The organism is Heyndrickxia sp. NPDC080065 (genome assembly GCF_050281185.1).
Classification (GTDB): domain Bacteria; phylum Bacillota; class Bacilli; order Bacillales; family Bacillaceae_C; genus Heyndrickxia.
The window spans coordinates 82,274-100,194 of record NZ_JBNNWS010000011.1 but is presented as its reverse complement, the minus strand read 5'-3'; the positions used below and the strand labels follow the sequence as shown (position 1 = coordinate 100,194).

The 17,921-nt window shown below is 34.5% G+C and carries 16 protein-coding genes; 3 read left to right on the top strand and 13 right to left on the bottom strand.

Going from position 1 to position 17,921, the window contains the following annotated elements; all coding sequences use genetic code 11:
- Positions 1–35: 35 nt before the first annotated feature.
- The 6 genes from ACQKP0_RS14805 to ACQKP0_RS14780 form a co-directional block, all read right to left on the bottom strand.
- Complete coding sequence (locus ACQKP0_RS14805; protein WP_427406629.1) at positions 36–788, bottom strand: hypothetical protein; 753 nt, start codon at positions 786–788, stop codon at positions 36–38.
- 145 nt (positions 789–933) lie between these two features.
- A complete protein-coding gene (parC, locus tag ACQKP0_RS14800; RefSeq protein WP_427406628.1) occupies positions 934–3,381 on the bottom strand; it encodes a DNA topoisomerase IV subunit A in 2,448 nt (815 codons plus the stop codon).
- Positions 3,381–5,357 carry a DNA topoisomerase IV subunit B gene (gene parE / locus ACQKP0_RS14795; protein ID WP_427406627.1) on the bottom strand — a complete coding sequence of 659 codons (1,977 nt, stop codon included), beginning with the start codon at positions 5,355–5,357 and terminating at the stop codon, positions 3,381–3,383. Before parE ends, parC begins: the two co-directional genes overlap by 1 nt.
- Positions 5,358–5,633: 276 nt before the next feature.
- Positions 5,634–6,047 carry a CoA-binding protein gene (locus ACQKP0_RS14790; protein ID WP_427406626.1) on the bottom strand — a complete coding sequence of 138 codons (414 nt, stop codon included), beginning with the start codon at positions 6,045–6,047 and terminating at the stop codon, positions 5,634–5,636.
- Between the two features lie 73 nt (positions 6,048–6,120).
- Entirely contained in the window at positions 6,121–7,401 is a 1,281-nt protein-coding gene (locus tag ACQKP0_RS14785; protein ID WP_427406625.1) for a purine/pyrimidine permease, read from the bottom strand.
- A 242-nt stretch (positions 7,402–7,643) separates the two neighbouring features.
- Positions 7,644–9,359, bottom strand: a complete 1,716-nt coding sequence (locus ACQKP0_RS14780) for a glycosyl hydrolase family 18 protein (RefSeq protein ID WP_427406624.1) — start codon at positions 9,357–9,359, stop codon at positions 7,644–7,646.
- 143 nt (positions 9,360–9,502) lie between these two features.
- On the opposite strand from ACQKP0_RS14780, the gene plsY reads away from it, so the two are divergent.
- From plsY to ACQKP0_RS14765, 3 genes are all read left to right on the top strand, one after another.
- Positions 9,503–10,102: a glycerol-3-phosphate 1-O-acyltransferase PlsY gene (gene plsY / locus ACQKP0_RS14775; RefSeq protein WP_427406623.1), complete on the top strand. Its 600-nt coding sequence runs from the start codon at positions 9,503–9,505 to the stop codon at positions 10,100–10,102.
- 284 nt (positions 10,103–10,386) lie between these two features.
- Positions 10,387–11,391 carry a CapA family protein gene (locus ACQKP0_RS14770; RefSeq protein ID WP_427406622.1) on the top strand — a complete coding sequence of 335 codons (1,005 nt, stop codon included), beginning with the start codon at positions 10,387–10,389 and terminating at the stop codon, positions 11,389–11,391.
- 151 nt (positions 11,392–11,542) lie between these two features.
- Complete coding sequence (locus ACQKP0_RS14765; RefSeq protein WP_427406621.1) at positions 11,543–11,836, top strand: HesB/YadR/YfhF family protein; 294 nt, start codon at positions 11,543–11,545, stop codon at positions 11,834–11,836.
- 52 nt (positions 11,837–11,888) lie between these two features.
- Here the strand turns inward: ACQKP0_RS14765 and ACQKP0_RS14760 are convergent, their stop codons facing one another.
- The 7 genes from ACQKP0_RS14760 to ACQKP0_RS14730 form a co-directional block, all read right to left on the bottom strand.
- Positions 11,889–12,305 (bottom strand): acyl-CoA thioesterase, encoded by a 417-nt coding sequence (locus tag ACQKP0_RS14760; RefSeq protein ID WP_427406620.1) that lies wholly within the window; start codon positions 12,303–12,305, stop codon positions 11,889–11,891.
- Positions 12,306–12,524: 219 nt separating this feature from the next.
- Positions 12,525–12,752 carry a small acid-soluble spore protein Tlp gene (gene tlp, locus ACQKP0_RS14755; protein WP_427406619.1) on the bottom strand — a complete coding sequence of 76 codons (228 nt, stop codon included), beginning with the start codon at positions 12,750–12,752 and terminating at the stop codon, positions 12,525–12,527.
- A gap of 121 nt (positions 12,753–12,873) precedes the next feature.
- Entirely contained in the window at positions 12,874–13,017 is a 144-nt protein-coding gene (locus tag ACQKP0_RS14750) for an acid-soluble spore protein N (protein ID WP_427406618.1), read from the bottom strand.
- Positions 13,018–13,082: 65 nt separating this feature from the next.
- Complete coding sequence (locus ACQKP0_RS14745) at positions 13,083–13,217, bottom strand: FbpB family small basic protein (RefSeq protein WP_427406617.1); 135 nt, start codon at positions 13,215–13,217, stop codon at positions 13,083–13,085.
- 186 nt (positions 13,218–13,403) lie between these two features.
- Positions 13,404–14,024 (bottom strand): TlpA family protein disulfide reductase, encoded by a 621-nt coding sequence (locus tag ACQKP0_RS14740; protein ID WP_427406616.1) that lies wholly within the window; start codon positions 14,022–14,024, stop codon positions 13,404–13,406.
- A gap of 161 nt (positions 14,025–14,185) precedes the next feature.
- Entirely contained in the window at positions 14,186–16,897 is a 2,712-nt protein-coding gene (gene acnA, locus ACQKP0_RS14735; protein ID WP_427406615.1) for an aconitate hydratase AcnA, read from the bottom strand.
- A 176-nt stretch (positions 16,898–17,073) separates the two neighbouring features.
- Positions 17,074–17,883 (bottom strand): YitT family protein, encoded by an 810-nt coding sequence (locus ACQKP0_RS14730; RefSeq protein WP_427406614.1) that lies wholly within the window; start codon positions 17,881–17,883, stop codon positions 17,074–17,076.
- Between the last annotated feature and the right edge of the window lie 38 nt (positions 17,884–17,921).

Genomic DNA, 17,921 nt, shown 5'->3' with positions numbered 1-17,921 from the left:
TCTTTTTATTTTGAATGTTAGAAAGGGAATCATTCCTATTGGAACTTTACATTTATTAATTGCCAAGAACCATTATTATAATACCAGACAGATGAAACCGTTCCTAGGATATCTGCATGAGATGCTCCGCTAATTTGTCGAAATGCATTTAAACCATACCCCTCTCTCCCCTGCACTTTTACTACTTTATACATTGCAACGGGATCAATCATTAATTCGGTAGGTTCATTTAGTTTACCGTTTTCTTGGTATAATCCTAAACGAATGTAATCTTTTTTTCGACTTGATAAATCGATTACTTTTGTGTATTTTGTTTCAGGAATTGTGATTTTTGCTTTGTAGTTGTCTTTAAATTGGCCTTGTATATTTAATGAAGGTGGCAAAGGAATTTCTAGCCCTTTTCCATCTTTAAGTGTGGATAGATGATAATTGTATAAACCTCCGCTGCCACCGGTTGCACTTGATTCTAAAAGATCTGCAACCCCATCATGATTTAAGTCAACAAATTCAATTTTTGGTTCGTAACCGAGTTCATAGTCGATTTGAAATTTACCATTAGTTGAAGAAGTGATCTCAGCCCAGACTTTCTTCATATACATGCTAGTTGGATCCACTTGGATCCCTTTTAACACAATTTTTTCAGGTTTTTGATCACCTGTCACATCCACATTATATTCTTGAATAATTTTTTCCTTAATTGCTGCTGTTTCCCCTGCATATGTAATCGCCACAGTACTAAGTGACATTAGAAAAAAGGCAAGGAAAGCAAAGAAATATTCATGTTTCATGGCTGTTTATCCTCCTTGCTTCATTTATTTTCTATTATTTCCAATACCCCTCTGGCTATGTAAATAAATCCAATAATAATGATAAAATTTTTTGGACTATGATATCAAAAAAGCATTTGCCTCGAGGGACAAATGCTTTTCAAAGTTAATTCTCTTTTTCATTAACTTTTACGTTTAAACGATCTTTCCATACCTCATCTACTGATCCATTTTCGGTTTCATCTATGACAAAAGAGCCATTGGAGTATCGATCGTTAAATCGTAAGCTTTGGATTGATACTGTTTCAGTAACATCTTTCTCTGTGTGAATAAACATGATGTCTTCATTTTTTACGATATCTAGCCCTACTATTCGGTGTGGATTGTTTTTCAATTCACGTAGCATAACTACACCACGCTTAGCCCGAGAAGCTTTTTCAAACTCAGACAATTTCATTTTTTTCACAGCTCCACGCTGTGTTGCAACAAATACTGCCTCATTATTTGGATGATTGATTATTTTTGCAGAAACTACATAATCTCCATCTTTTAAATTGATCCCTTTTACACCTGCTGCACGCGCTCCAACAATATTTACTTCTTCCTCATTAAACCATAGACCAAATCCAAAGTGTGTCGCGGCAAAAATATCTTTAGAACCATCAGTAAGATGAACTTCTACTACTTCGTCATCACCTTTTAAGTTAATCGCTACAAGTGGTTTGGAGTAACGCTGTGCTTGATAGTGTATGAGTTCAGATTTTTTTGCCATTCCATTTTTAGTGAAAAATAATAAGAAATGTTGTGCATTGAAATCTTTTACTTCAAAAACTTTTATAATTCTTTCATCTCTATCGATAGGAATAATATTTGCTATATGCTGTCCGAGATCTTTCCAGCGGATATCAGGTAGTTCGTGTACTGGACAATATAAATAATTCCCTTTATTTGTAAACAATAAGATGATACTTGTCGTATTTATCTCTTCTTGGAATAAAACTCGATCGGTTTCTTTTATTGCCAGGTCTTGTCCATTTGAAGCTGTATATGATCTGAGACTTGTACGTTTTACATAGCCATCCTTAGTAACAGTAACCATAACATCTTCGTTCGGAATCATGACTTCCAAATTGATTTTAATTTCTTCAATCTCATTTTCAATAAGCGTTCTGCGGTCATTCGCATATTTCTTTTTAATTTCTTTTAATTCTTTTTTTATTACACTGAATAGTTTTTTCTCGCTGTCCAAAATCGAAGTAAGCTCTTCAATTTTTTGATTAAGTTCCTCCGCTTCCTTTTGAAGAGCGGTTATATCAGTATTGGTTAAACGGTATAACTGCAAGGAAACAATTGCTTCTGATTGTGCTTCAGTAAATTGAAATTTATCAATCAAGTTATCCTTTGCATTTCGTTTATCCTTTGATGCTCTAATAGTCGCTATAACCTCATCAAGAATCGATAATGCTTTCATTAGTCCGTCAACAATATGTTGACGCTCACGAGCTTTTTGCAGATCATATTTTGTCCGATTGGTTACTACTTCTTTACGGTGTTCAATGTAAGCATCTAATAGTTCTCTGAGCCCCATTAGTTTTGGTCTGCGATTATGTATCGCTACCATGTTAAAATTATACGCAATTTGTAAATCGGTATTTTTAAACAAGAAGTTTAAGACACCTTCTGCGTTTGCTTCTTTTTTTAATTCAATAACGATACGAAGCCCTGTTCGGTCGGTTTCATCACGAACTTCTGATATTCCTTCAACTTTACGGTCTAATCGTAATTCATCAATCTTCTTAACCATGTTTGCTTTATTGACTTCATAAGGGATTTCAGTGATTACGATTTGCTGTCTGCCGCCACGGATGTCCTCGATTTCTGTTTTTCCTCGGACAACCATTTTACCTTTACCTGATTCATAGGCTTTTTTAATGCCATCAATTCCTTGTATGATTCCACCTGTAGGAAAATCAGGTCCTTTAATAACTTCCATTAGTTCATCTACAGTGCATTCTGGTTTTTCGATACGCATAATAGTCCCATCAATGATTTCACCTAAATGATGAGGAGGAATATCGGTTGCATAACCAGCTGAAATTCCTGTTGAACCATTGATTAAAAGATTTGGAAATCTAGCTGGCAATACAGTCGGTTCTTTTGATGTATCATCAAAATTCGGGATAAAATCTACAGTATTCTTATCGATATCTTGTAATAATTCAGAAGCTATTGCGGATAATCTAGCTTCTGTGTAACGCATGGCAGCAGCAGGGTCTCCATCAATACTTCCGTTATTCCCATGCATTTCAACAAGAACATTTCTTACTTTCCAATCTTGACTCATACGAACCATAGCATCATAAACGGATGTGTCACCATGAGGGTGATAATTACCGATTACATTACCGACCGTTTTTGCTGATTTTCGAAATCCTTTATCAGCTGTGTTTCCTTCTACGTGCATAGCAAATAATATACGACGTTGCACAGGCTTTAAACCATCACGTGCATCGGGAAGTGCACGATCTTGAATTATATATTTACTATATCTTCCGAACCGATCACCTAAAACCTCTTCAAGGGGCAGATCTTGGAATTTCTCTAACATTGACATTAATCCTCTTCCCCTCCATCAACTAATATGTTTTCGTTCTCTAAAATGCTTTGATCTTCTTCAAGTCCAAAAGCGACATTGTTTTCTATCCACTTTCTTCTTGGTTCTACTTTATCACCCATTAATGTCGTTACACGTCGTTCTGCCCGAGCTGCATCATCAATTCGAACACGTATTAATGTTCTGGATTCCGGATTCATCGTTGTGTCCCATAATTGATCCGCATTCATTTCACCAAGACCTTTATAGCGCTGCAGAATATAACCTTTTCCAACCTTTTTGGTTACACCATTTAATTCGTCATCTGTCCAAGCATATTCAATTACTTCTTTTTTTCCAGTACCTTTACTTACTTTATATAACGGCGGTAAAGCGATATATACTTTACTAGCTTCTAAAAGAGGCCTCATATATCGATAAAAGAAAGTTAGTAATAAAACTTGAATATGCGCACCATCTGTATCTGCATCTGTCATGATAATGACTTTGTCATAATTCACATCATCTATATTAAAATCTGGGCCAACACCAGCACCAATCGTATGAATAATCGTATTAATTTCTTCGTTTTTAAAAATATCTTGAAGTTTTGCTTTCTCTGTGTTAATTACTTTACCGCGAAGAGGAAGTACCGCTTGGAACCTTCGATCTCGTCCTTGTTTAGCAGAGCCTCCTGCAGAATCACCTTCCACAAGATAAAGTTCATTCTTCTGTGGATTACGAGATTGTGCAGGTGTCAATTTTCCTGATAGTAAGCTTTCTGATTTTTTTCGTTTTTTTCCACTTCGGGCTTCTTCACGTGCCTTGCGAGCCGCTTCCCTTGCTTGTGCGGCCTTTATCGACTTTTTAATTAAAAGGTTACTGGATTCGGGATTTTCCTCAAGGAAATAGGCTAGATGTTCAGAAATCACAGCATCTACTGCGGATCTTGCTTCACTCGTACCAAGTTTTCCTTTTGTTTGTCCTTCAAATTGCAGCAATTCTTCAGGAATACGAACAGAAACAATCGCTGATAGTCCTTCACGGATATCTGTTCCTTCTAAATTCTTATCCCTTTCTTTTAACAGATTTACTTTACGTGCATATTCATTGATTACTCGGGTCATCGCGCTTTTGGCACCTACTTCATGGGTACCACCATCTTTTGTCCGAACATTATTAACAAAAGATAGCATGTTCTCAGAAAAGCCATCGTTAAATTGGAAGGCATATTCGACTTCTATATTGCTTGCTTCTCCTTCAATGAATACTACGGGATGAAGGACATCCTTGCCTTCATTTAAATACTCTACAAAGGCTTCTATTCCATTCTCATAATGAAATACATCTTTTTGATCGAATCTTTCATCAATAATCTCAATTTTTAACCCTTTTAGTAAAAAAGCAGATTCTCTCAAACGTTCACATAAAATATCGTAATTGTAAGTAATTGTGCTGAAAATAGTTGGATCAGGTTTAAAATGAATGAGTGTACCTGTTTGATTGGATTTACCGATTTTTTCAAGTGTTGTATCGGGTTTACCGCCATCCTTAAATTTTTGCTGGTACACAAATCCATCACGTTTAATCGTAACGACGAGCCATTCAGATAAAGCGTTGACGACGGAAGCACCAACACCATGCAAACCACCACTCGTTTTATATCCGCCTTGACCGAATTTTCCGCCGGCATGTAATACTGTGAAAATGACTTCTGTGGTGGGCTTGCCTAATTTATGCATACCCGTTGGCATTCCACGACCTTTATCCTGAACACTAATACTGTTATCTTTATGTATTTTAACGATAATATGATCTCCGTTTCCTGCCAATGCTTCATCAACGGAGTTATCTACAATTTCATATACTAGATGATGTAAGCCGCGAGCATCAGTTGAGCCAATGTACATCCCAGGACGTTTGCGTACAGCCTCAAGGCCCTCTAATACCTGTATTGCATCATCATTATATTCTATCAAGTTTTGTTTCTTTGCCACAAAAATTCCCCTTTCAATAACGCTGCTCTCTCTATTTATACCTTTATTGAAAAGTACATAAGACGAATAAATTTGTTTTACATTAATAAAAAACAAACAAATGTTCTTAGTTTATTATATCATTTTCCGAACGAACATCTAACAACTATTTTAACGATAAATTTATTTTTAGCAAATTCTTTTTAGAAATAGGTTATAGCAAGTCTTGCTTGCTTTAGTTCATACAGGATAAAAAAGCAAGCGTAAAAAATGATACGCTTGCTGATAAAAAGAAGATTATTTTGTTAAAGCATGCTCTACTTTAATACAGCGATTCATAATTACGGTCTTTCCTTTTTCTTTTAAGTACTGATAGGCTTCTTCATTTTCAACGCCAAGCTGTGCCCAAAATACATCTGCATTCATTTCAGCAAATTCTTTCGCAAGTTCTGGCAGGTATTCAGATCGTCTAAAGATATTGACAATGTCAACATGCTCTTTGATATCTTTTAATGATGCTACCGCTTTTGCCCCTAGTACTTCATCAACAGATGGATTCACAGGGATGATTTCATAACCTGCCTTTTGCATCGCTTCTGAAACCATATAGGAGGTACGTTCTGGATTGGCACTTAATCCTACTACAGCTACTCTCTTTGCCTTTTTTAATATTTTTCCAATCTCATCTCTGCTAGGATTCTCAATTGGCATAAAAAAACCTCCTGTCCAAAATAAAATTCTATAATTATCGTACTTTATTGCCTGCATAACTGCAAACCTTAGTCTAGTGAATCTGTTTCTTTCTCCACCGTAAATATTGCTCAGTTATGACTGCAGCGATTGTTCCGAGAATCAGTCCATTATTGATGATAGATGCAATTACTACTGGAAGACCTACTGTTGCTTCTGCTGGAAGAAACATGACTCCAACACCAATTAAAAAACCTAAACCTGCTGAAGTATAAGTAATTTGTCGATCATTTGATTTTTCGATTTCAGAAAGTGCCAATCCAACCATTTTTGTAAAGATAACAAATGTAACCGCGTATCCCACCGGTGCAGGTAAAGCACTCATAATATTCATTATTGGAGGAAGAAGGGAAATAATTGTGACAATTAGACTACCTAAAATAAATGGTTTTATTGATTTAATTCCTGTTTGTGTGACAAATCCTGCGGCACCAGAAATAGGAACCGAACCAATGCTTGAGAAAATTCCTCCAGTAATTTGATTAATCCCAGAAATAAAGCCTGCTTGTCGATAACGTACTGGAATATTTTTGTCTTTGTTTAATACTTCCTCCATCACCCGTATGGATGCGATCATATTGGTTACTAATAATATTGTAATAAAGAAGGAGGTAACGATGATTCCTGAATCTAGCTTTGGAACATCAAAAGAAAGTATTTCGGGAAACGATATCCATGAATGACTTTTTGGAACCTCTGGAGCAATCCCAAAAATAATAAATAAGATCCACCCAATAATCATGCCAAACATAATGGAAAATTGTTTGATCCATTGTATTCGCACTTGACCTAAGTAAAAGGATAGCAGAATGATAACAAAGCATAGTACAGCGGTTTTAGGCTGAATATGGTGAATGCCATTTGTTAACCCAAGCATCCCTTTCATAAAGGACCCGCTTAATTGGAGGATGAGTAAAAATAAATAAATAAATGTGATCGTTGGTGTAAATAGTTTTGCTAATTTTTGAATTAAACCGAACGCAGATAAAAGAAAGAAAAATACACCACTTAAGATCATTCCACCCGATAGTTCTCGTAGTGTTTCAATATTTGAAGTATATAAAGTACCTACAAACCCTGCATAAATAGTAAATACACCCCACCACAAGCCGGCAGGTCCTTCATTAATAGGTAAGCGATGTCCAAGTATTCCTTGAAGTAATCCAGCGATCCCTAATACAAAAATTGTTCTTTCTACAAATGCGGATGTTTCCGCTGGACTTAAATGATACAAATCAGCAATAGCAATAGGAGCTGCAATAGCTCCTGCAATCATAAAAGCCATCCATTGGATGGCAGAAACTGTTGTTTTCAAATCAAAAACCCCTAACTTTCTAACTCTTAAATCAATGTTTTGCTTTAATATACCCTCGACATTGGAAATTATTAAATGCCGTTTTCATATTAATTATTTAAAGCTTATAAAATCATTATTTTATTAAAAACAGATAATGATTTTATAAGTTGAATTCAGCTGTATGGTACGCGTGAAGCGATTTTTTTACGTAGAAAACCTAGCTGAACGTCTACCATACAGCGTTTGTATATAATAAATCATTATTTATTAAAAGCAGATAATGATGTTTGAAGTGCTAGCCAAGCTGATTGGTCACCGAAATATCGTGCCCATGAGGCAACACCCGCTAGTTTATAGTGTGCAGCCAGTTCCGCTCTTTTTCTCAATGATCGTTCATCTTCTAACCACATTTTATATACCGTATCCGTTTTAGGATCGCTATATTCAACATAGTTTTGACCTGACTCAGCATCTTCAGTAGTTTTCAAATTTTTTTCTTTAATCCATGCTTTTGCTTGTTCCATTGATAATGTTTGCGAAGAAACGAGGGTTTTCCCATCTTTTACTTCTTCCTTCCATAAGCGAGTATAAAATGGGACACCTAGAATAAGTTTATTACTTGGTACTTCATTTAAAAGCTGCTCTAAATTGTTTTTTACCCATGGAAGACTAGCCACGCTTCCTGATGTTGGGGAATTTCCCCAATGTTCATCATAAGCCATAACAATCAAGTAATCGACAACAGTAGCAAGCTTATCTCTCTCGTAGAATTCTGACCAATTACCTTTAGCAATGAATGTAATATCCATCGAAACAAACTTACCGGCTTTATGAAGGTAGGCAGAAGCTTCTCGAACAAACTGCGTGACAAGCGGTCCATCTTCTGGAGAAACATTTTCAATATCAATGTTCAACCCATCCAATTGATAGGTTTTCATATAAGTTAGTAATTGATTGATAATCTTTTTTCTCGTTTCATAATGACTAAAGGCTTCTTTTGTTAGATCTGGATCAAAGGAATTTGAAAATAACGCCCAAACCTGATATCCGTTTTTCTTCGCCCATTTGACATATGACTCAGAAGCTAGATTTGTTACTTCACCCTTCCCATTTTTTAATTTAAACCATGTAGGTGAAACAACATTGACACCAGGCATTTTAGGTAAATTAGCTGGATCTGGTGTTTTTGTATAAATAGCTTCCCATGTTAAATGAATAGGCTCTCTTATCATTGGCAACTTCGTTTTTTCTTGATGGGTTGTCGTTGAAACTAGCATTTTTTGTTTTTTATTGACATACCCCTTCTTTATAAAACCGCCTAACCCTTCTTTTGTCCGAACGTAGTAGTAATCATCTACTATTTTTTCAATACGGATATTTTCTCCTGAATGAACGTCAACTACGTAAGGTGATTGTAAATTAGGCTTGGTCCGGAGTCTTAAAAATGCCTGACGGGCATTTTTATTTGTGATGTTACCTTGATAATAGGAGTCTTGGTTTTTTTCAATCCAAACGATTTTTTCGTTTTTCGTTACATGATATTGAATACTATAAATTAATTTTAAAGTATTTAAGTCTATATATAGTTGGTTATTCATATTTTTAACTATAGGATAAGTTGTTTTTTCAGGTAATTGATTAATGAAATAACCGTTCTTATCGATAGGAAATTGAATTACTCGATGATTTGTTGTGAAAATAACTGAATTTGTTTCAACAAAAATTGAATCGTCAATCCCTTTTTTTATAACGTCTAAAGGAACAAATAATTTATTACCTTCAAGTACAGCATTACCTTGGATTTTTCCATTAAGTAATATGGAATATTCTTTACTCACATATTTTTCATTTTCAGTAGAAGCAAAAGGATAAAGATAGACTAATAGACTAATTGTAACAAAGAGAAATAAAAGAACTATCCCTAGCATTATTTTTTTCGATCGATTGGTATTGGATTTAACTTCTATAGTTGGCATCTCATTTCCTCCCTTCTTCATCCTACATGAGTACTACAAGCAAGAAAAGAGGAAAATAGAATTTTTAATAAAATTTTTCTTTCCCTTGAGTACATGGTACAATAAGAAAGCTTTATAGTTTCGTTTTAAAAGGGGTTATGGTTATGACGTATGCACTTATTATTATTTTAGCTTATTTACTAGGTTCCATTCCATCAGGTTTAATCGTTGGGAAGCTTTTCTATGGAATTGATATTAGGAAACATGGGAGTGGAAATCTGGGTGCTACGAATACCTTTCGAACATTAGGTATTAAAGCAGGGATTGCTGTAACGGCAGCTGATATATTAAAAGGGACTCTTGCTACTCTTCTACCAAAACTTTTTGGTATCGATGACTCTATTCATCCATTATTAATTGGGTTATTTGCTGTAGTAGGTCATATGTTTCCGATTTTTGCAGGTTTTCGTGGTGGAAAAGCTGTTGCAACTTCAGCTGGGGTATTGTTAGCATATGTTCCCATTTTATTTATAGTTCTTATAGGTGTATTTTTTATTAGTTTGAAGATATGTAAATATGTATCTTTATCATCTATCATAGCCGGTATCTTTGCAATTATTTATTCGATTATTTATACATTAGTGACTGGAGATTGGCCGTTAATGGTGGTAGTAATTGCATTATCTTCTTTTGTAATTTATCGTCATCGAGCTAATTTAGCTCGAATAAAAAATAAAACTGAACCAAAAATTAAATGGCTATAAGAATATATAAGCTATAAATGAATGGATCCTTTTATATAGGATTCATTTTTTATTTTTTTAAACTATAAAAATAAGGACTAAAATATTTGCAACTATTGTAAAATAGAATGGATTCTGAAAAGAAAGTTGGTGAACTTATGACAAAAAAGCGAAATTCTATTTTATTCTTGATTATTATTATTTTATTGCTGTTCATTTTTGCTTTATGTTATATGCAATATCACCAATGGAAAAATTCCTTTGCAAAACAAATACACTCTTCCCTCCCGAATTCTTCAAGAAGTGTGAATACAGCTCCGAAGGATTTTCATTCAAGTGCTGTTATTGGTGGAATTGGAGATATACTTGTTCATGATTGGGTGTATGAAGATGCAAAAACGAAAAACGGATATAATTTCAAGCCTATCTTTCAACCTGTAAAATCTCTGCTTCAAGGTACAGATTTATTGATTGCAAACCAAGAGTCTATTCCAGGTGGTGAAAAATTAGGAATATCGAGTTACCCTATATTTAATAGCCCGTTCGAAATTGTTGATGCGATTATGGATGCTGGAGTTAATTTCTTATCAACAGCTAATAATCATGCATTAGATAAAGGAGAAGCTGGAATATTAATTTCAATATCTTATTTTGAGAAGAAGAAACTACCACATGTTGGTACATTTAAAGATGAAAAGGATCAGCAAACACTTCGAATTGAAAATGTAAATGGAATTAAAGTAGCCATTCTTGCTTATACTTACGGTACAAATGGAATCCCTCTTCCAGAAGGAAAAAACTATTTAGTTAATATTATTGATAAGAAAAAAATCTTACTCGAGTTGAAAAGAGCTCGCAGTCAAGCAGATATCGTGATCTTGAGTCTCCATTGGGGAATCGAATATATGCGGCAACCAACCGAAGAACAAAAAGAATTGGCCAAACTTTTTACAAATGGTGGTGCGGATGTCATTCTAGGCACCCATCCTCATGTCTTACAGCCAATTGAAAAGCTTCGTACGGAAGACGGTAGAGATGCATATGTTGTTTATTCACTTGGTAACTTCATTTCCGGTCAAATGTGGGATTATAAAGACATTGGTGGAATGTTCGAATTCAAAGTTTCGAAAGACATAATTGAAAATGTGAAGAACATAAAAATAAGCGACATTCAGTTTCACCCAACATTTGTTTTCAATCAAAATCTTCATCATTATCGTGTATATCCTTTAAAAGAAGCTTATCAAAAAGGAATGATTGATCACTCCTACAACGAAATCATGCAGCATATGATGAATGGTGTAAAATAAAGTGAATAGATTAACATGTAGCCCTTCATTCCCCAACTATGCTTGTTCAATAGGAGTCAAAAATTATTAGGCATAATCATAGAATGATTCCTGTGAAAAAGCTTATAATGTTGTTATATGGATACTCTTATTCAAGAGAGGAGCTAACTTCATGGAAATTCGCATTACAGATGAAGCTGGAAAATGGTTTAAAGATGAGATGTTTTTAAAAAATGGAGATAGTATAAGGTTTTTTGTTAAATATGGTGGCTCTTCACCAGTTCAAGAGGGCTTTTCTTTAGGGATATCAAACGAAGCACCTAGTGATATTGCTGTTCATACTGAACAAGGTGGCATTGTTTATTATATTGAAGAAAAAGATCTTTGGTATTTTGATGATCACCATTTATATGTAAGCTATGACGGAGATTTAGACGAACCTGTATATGAATATAAAAAAATGTAATAAGCACCACCTTGCCAATAATTATTTATTGGTAGGGTGGTGTGTTTGTATACTATTTTTTTGCATTTTCATATGCTTTATGCCAATCAGGGAAAATTTTACGAATAGATACAGGACGAAAGTTTTCTTTTTTTACGCAAACATGTTTAGATTTTGCTAAAACTGATAAATCTCCATCTTCAGTTAATACTTCATACCCATATGTAACACGTATACCATCATATTCCTCTATCCATGTTTTCACTTTAGCTATTTCTCCGTAACGAACAGGCTTCTTATAGGATATTTCAATATCAATGACAGGAGATAATATCCCTTCGTTTTCCATGTCAGCATATTTAAATCCTAAATCCTCTATTAATTGAGTGCGACCTAGCTCTAACCAAACTAAATAATTGGCGTGATAAACGACACCCATCTGATCTGTTTCTGCATAACGTACTTGAATATCTGTTTCTGAAATGATCATACCAATAAAAAACACCTTTCTTATGAAATATACCCCTTAATATTATCATTAATTAAGGTTCTGTTAAACAATATAGCTAATGTCTAAAACAGCCTACCGTGGTACATGTTCATTACGATTCATTCGAATAAAACCCATTCATATGTACCACGGTAGGCTCTAAATAACATAGCCTAATAAAAAATAAAGCCGGCAATTATATGCCAGCTTTATTTCTAATTATTGATAATTATTATATTGTGCCTCATCTTTAACTTCGCTTCGCATTGCTTCAATGCTTTCTCGACGGCGTTCATTCTTTGCTTCAATTTTCGCACGTTCTTCATTGTTAGACAGGCTTGCAGTGTCTTCTGCTTTTTCAATATTTTCTAGAGTATTATCAATCATGTTTTGCAGCTTTTCTACATTATCACTACGATCATCTGGTTTTGGTTGATTCGAAGCCATCTCGAATTTCCTCCTTTTAGGTGAATGAGGTAACCACTATTCACAGCGGCACAGTCTTAGTATGACTTTTTTTCATAAAAACAGTCTGGATTTTTATAAAAAGTTAAGCAATATCACTAAATTATTCACCTTTTGTTTGCATTACTTGTGCGTGTTCACCAGATTTATTTTGCATTTGTTTTCCTTTATTTCCACCGAAGGAACGGGGCTGCATCCCGATATGGTTTGGAACAAAATCCTTGGAATTTCTTTTTGGCTTACTCATTCAAATTCCCCCTTTGATAATATATTTCACCTAAGCCTGAGGGAATATGAGTGAAAAAGATAGGTTTATTCTGCTAATTTAATCGAATGCTTTTGTTCCAGCTTCGTTTCAATACGTTCAATTGCTTCTTGATCTTTTAATAATGCTTGTTTATTTTCTAGTACTAGATCTGAAAAAGACTTTTTGTTTATTTTTCTCATGTATACTTCTCCTTCTTAAATTGTTCTTTATTTATAGTATGGGCATAATATTAGAAATTTATAATTATTTTTCCAATACTTAAAAATTAGGCTTAGTTAAATATTCCTATTAATATTAGCATATTCTATTGTAATTCCCAAGGAATTTACAAAATTTTAACGAAATTATAAAAAATCACCTCATTATCAAGGTGATTTTTTTAATATTTTTTCTAAGATTTTCGAATCGATTTGGCCAATATGTTTAGCGATGATTTTTCCTTGTTGATCAATAAAATACGTAGTCGGAATAGCTATAATTTGATATCTGTTGTTTATTATGTCCTTTATATCTAAAAGAATGGGAAAGGTTAAGCCTAACTTATTTATAAATCCTTTTACATTGGCCTTTGTATCAATATTAATAGCTAAAATTTCGATATCTGTTCGGTGTTTTTGATAAAAATTTTCTAATAATGGCATTTCTGATCGACAAGGTTGACACCATGTTGCAAAAAAGTTAATGATTACTTTTTTACCTTTCATGTCAGATAAACGTATTACTTTTCCATCTAGTGTTTTTAATTGAAAATCGGGAGCACTAGAACCAGTTTCAAGTCCTTTATGTAAGTCCTCCGTCTCAGAAACCGGTTCTTCTACTTGTGATGACAAACTATCATAGTACATTTGTTCGAGTTCATTATTATTGATGATCGTTTTCTTTGTTCGATCAGCAGAAACATAATCTTTTTCCTTTCCCACAGCTTGTACAACCATAACTCCAACTAAAATGGAAATAATGACAATTGGTAATATCTTTTTTAGCATTTGATCCTCCAATTAATTTAATTATTAATATTAGTTATAGCTTGTACTGTCATTTATATGTAGAAAATCTTATATTAGAATTACGAAAAGAGGAAGCGCAGGAGCTAGACAATAAAAAAACACACTCTGTAATTTACAGAGTGTGTTGAAATTTTACGATATTAAGCTTGAAGCTTATCGCGAAGTACCATTTGTAAAATACCACCATGACGATAGTAATCAATTTCAATGTCTGAATCAAAACGTACAAGTACTTCAAATTGTTTTTTGTTTCCAGCTTCATCAGTAGCAGTTACTGTCACAATATCACGTGGTTTAATATTTTCATCGATTTGAACATCAATGATTTCTTTACCAGTTAAACCAAGTGTTTCTGCGTTTTCACCTTTCTTAAATTGAAGAGGTAATACACCCATCAATGCAAGGTTAGAACGGTGGATACGTTCAAAGCTTTCTGCAATAACTGTTTTAATACCAAGTAGATTTGTACCTTTTGCTGCCCAGTCACGAGATGATCCCATTCCGTAATCTTTACCAGCAAGAACAACTAATCCAGTACCTTCTTCTTTGTATTTCATGCAAGCATCATACATTGAAGTTACTTCATTAGTTGGCCAGTAAGTAGAATAGCCACCCTCTGTTCCAGGAGCAATTTGGTTACGAATACGGATATTCGCAAATGTACCACGCATCATTACTTCATGGTGACCACGACGAGAACCATAAGAGTTAAATTCACGAGGCTCTACTCCGTTTTCACGTAAGTATTTACCTGCAGGTGTATCTTTACCAATTGCACCAGCTGGTGAAATATGGTCAGTTGTTACAGAATCACCGAATTTAGCTATAACACGAAGACTAGATAATGGTTTAACTTCGTCTGGATTTGGTGAAAGATTTTCAAAGAATGGCGGATTCGCAATATAAGTTGATTTTTCATCCCAAGTATATAAAGGATCATTACTTGTTTTGATTTCATTCCAACGTTTATTATCGTCGAATACACTTTCATATTCTTTACGGAATAATTCAGGTGTTACACTTTGTTTTACTGCTTCATTTACTTCCTCAGTAGATGGCCAAATATCTTTCATGAATACATCGTTGCCATCTTTATCTTTTCCAATTGGTTCGTTTACAAGATCGATGTCCACAGTACCTGCTAATGCATAAGCAACAACTAGCGGTGGTGATGCTAAGTAGTTTGCTTTTACAAGCGGGTGGATACGTCCTTCAAAGTTACGGTTACCAGAAAGTACTGAAGTAACAAGTAAATCGCTATCTGCAATAGTCTTTTCGATTTCGTCTTTAAGAGGACCAGAGTTACCGATACATGTTGTACATCCATAACCAACAAGGTTGAATCCAATTTGTTCTAAATATGGAAGTAAACCAGAATCTCTTAAATAACCAGTAACAACTTTAGAACCAGGTGCTAAAGAAGTTTTAACATATTTAGGAACTTCTAATCCTTTCTCAACTGCTTTTTTCGCTACTAATCCAGCGCCTAACATAACATATGGGTTAGATGTGTTTGTACAGCTTGTAATCGCAGCAATGGCAACAGCACCTGTTTTCATTGTTGCTTCATCACCATTATCAAATTTAACAACTGCTTCTTTATTAATTTCTTTATCAGTTAATCCGAAGCCTTGGTTACCTACAGGTGCAGTTAATGCTTCTTGGAATGCTTTTTGCATTTTAGAAAGCGGAATTAAGTCTTGTGGACGTTTAGGACCTGAAAGATTTGCTTCGATTTCAGATAAATTAATTTCAACTACATCTGTATATACTGGTTCTTCGTTTTCAGGAGTGAAGAACATGTTGTTTTCTTGAAGATATTTTTCAACAAGTTTAATTTGCTCTTCAGGGCGACCAGTTAGACGAAGATATTCTATGCTTTCGGCATCTACTGGGAAGAAACCACATGTAGCTCCATATTCAGGTGCCATATTTGCAATTGTTGCACGATCTGCAAGTGGTAATACTGATACACCAGGACCGAAGAACTCAACAAATTTACCAACTACACCTTTTTGACGTAGAACTTGTGTTACTTTAAGTGCTAAGTCAGTAGCAGTAGCTCCATTTGGAAGTTCACCAACAAGTTTAACACCGATTACTTCTGGAATTGGGAAGTATGAAGGCTGTCCAAGCATACCTGCTTCTGCTTCAATACCACCAACACCCCAACCAAGAACACCAATACCATTGATCATAGTTGTATGGGAGTCGGTACCAACTAGAGTATCAGGGAATGCTTCAAATTCACCGTCAGCTGTTTCAATTGCATGAACAACACTTGCTAAGTATTCTAAGTTAACTTGGTGAACGATACCTGTTGCTGGTGGAACTGCACGGTAGTTATCAAATGCTTTTGTAGCCCAGCTTAAGAATTGATAACGCTCTGCATTACGTTCAAATTCAAAATCCATATTTGCTTTAAGTGCATCCGGAGTACCATATTTATCAACTTGTACTGAATGGTCAATTACAAGATCTACTGGAATTTCAGGATTAATTTTATCAGGATTTCCACCTAAGTCTGCCATTGCTTTACGTAATGATGCAAGGTCTACTACTGCTGGTACACCTGTGAAGTCTTGAAGAATAACACGAGAAGGTTTGAAAGGCACTTCTGCGTCTTTTACTTCTTCAGATCCCCATTTTGCTAAGTTTTCTACATGTTCTTTTGTAATGACACGGCCATCCAGTTGGCGAAGTACAGATTCTAATAATACTTTTACAGAGTATGGTAAGCGAGATACTTTCGCTATACCTGCTTCTTCAAGTGCAGTAAGACGATAGAAGTTATAACGTTTGCCTTCTAAGTCGAATGAAGTGCGAGCGTTAAATAAATCGTTTTTAGCCACCTGAGATTCCCCCTTTTTCAACAATTGTCATAATTGCTTATAATTTTTACGAAAAGCTCGAAATATGTTCATTAACTTTTCACATAATAACATCTTAATACAAGAATTTACATAAGTAAATAACAAGAAAGTTATTGTTTTTAATAAGAATTTCTTATTGGTAGAAATTTGTCATGTTAATTCCGATGAAACGATCCCATCACTTCAGTTGTTTCAGTGATATTTACAAAAGCATTTGGATCAATTTCTTTAATTAAAGATTTTACTTCAGTTAGTTGATAACGTGTGATTACAGTCATCAGAATTTTTCGATTTTCACCAGAATATGCACCTTCCCCATCTATTAAGGTTATACCTCGATAAACACATGAGAGGAGCTTCTCTTTCATTTCTTTGCCCTTATCAGTAACGATCATTAGTGTAAGCTTTATATGCTTGGTGTGAATTGTATCAATTACTTTCCCAGTTGCATATATTGTTACCATTGTGTTTAAGGCGGCATCCCAGCTAAATATGAATCCGGAAATAATCACAACAACTGCATTCATAGCAGAGAGTATAGAACCTAAAGGGAAATCTTTTTTCTTATTTAACAGCATCGCAAGGATATCGAATCCGCCAGATGAACCTGAAACTCTAAATATTAGACCAATTCCTAATCCAGTCAATACTCCACCAAATAATGAAGAAAGAATAGGTTCAGTTGAAATTTGTTTAATAGGTATCACAAATAATCCTAATGAAATAACAACAACAGATAAGATTGTGTAGAAAATAAATTGTTTACCTAACTTGAAAACTCCTATAATCAGCAAAGGAAGATTAAGTAAAAAGTTAATTATTCCCGTATTAATAGGAGTAATGAGTCCAAACATAATGGCAATTCCACTTAATCCACTACTTAAAATTCCGTGAGGTATGAGAAAAAAATTATATGCTGCACTTACGATTAATGACCCAAATATGATAGTAAGTATTTTGTTCATTCCTATTCCCCTTTATATATACATTATCTCTAGTGAAA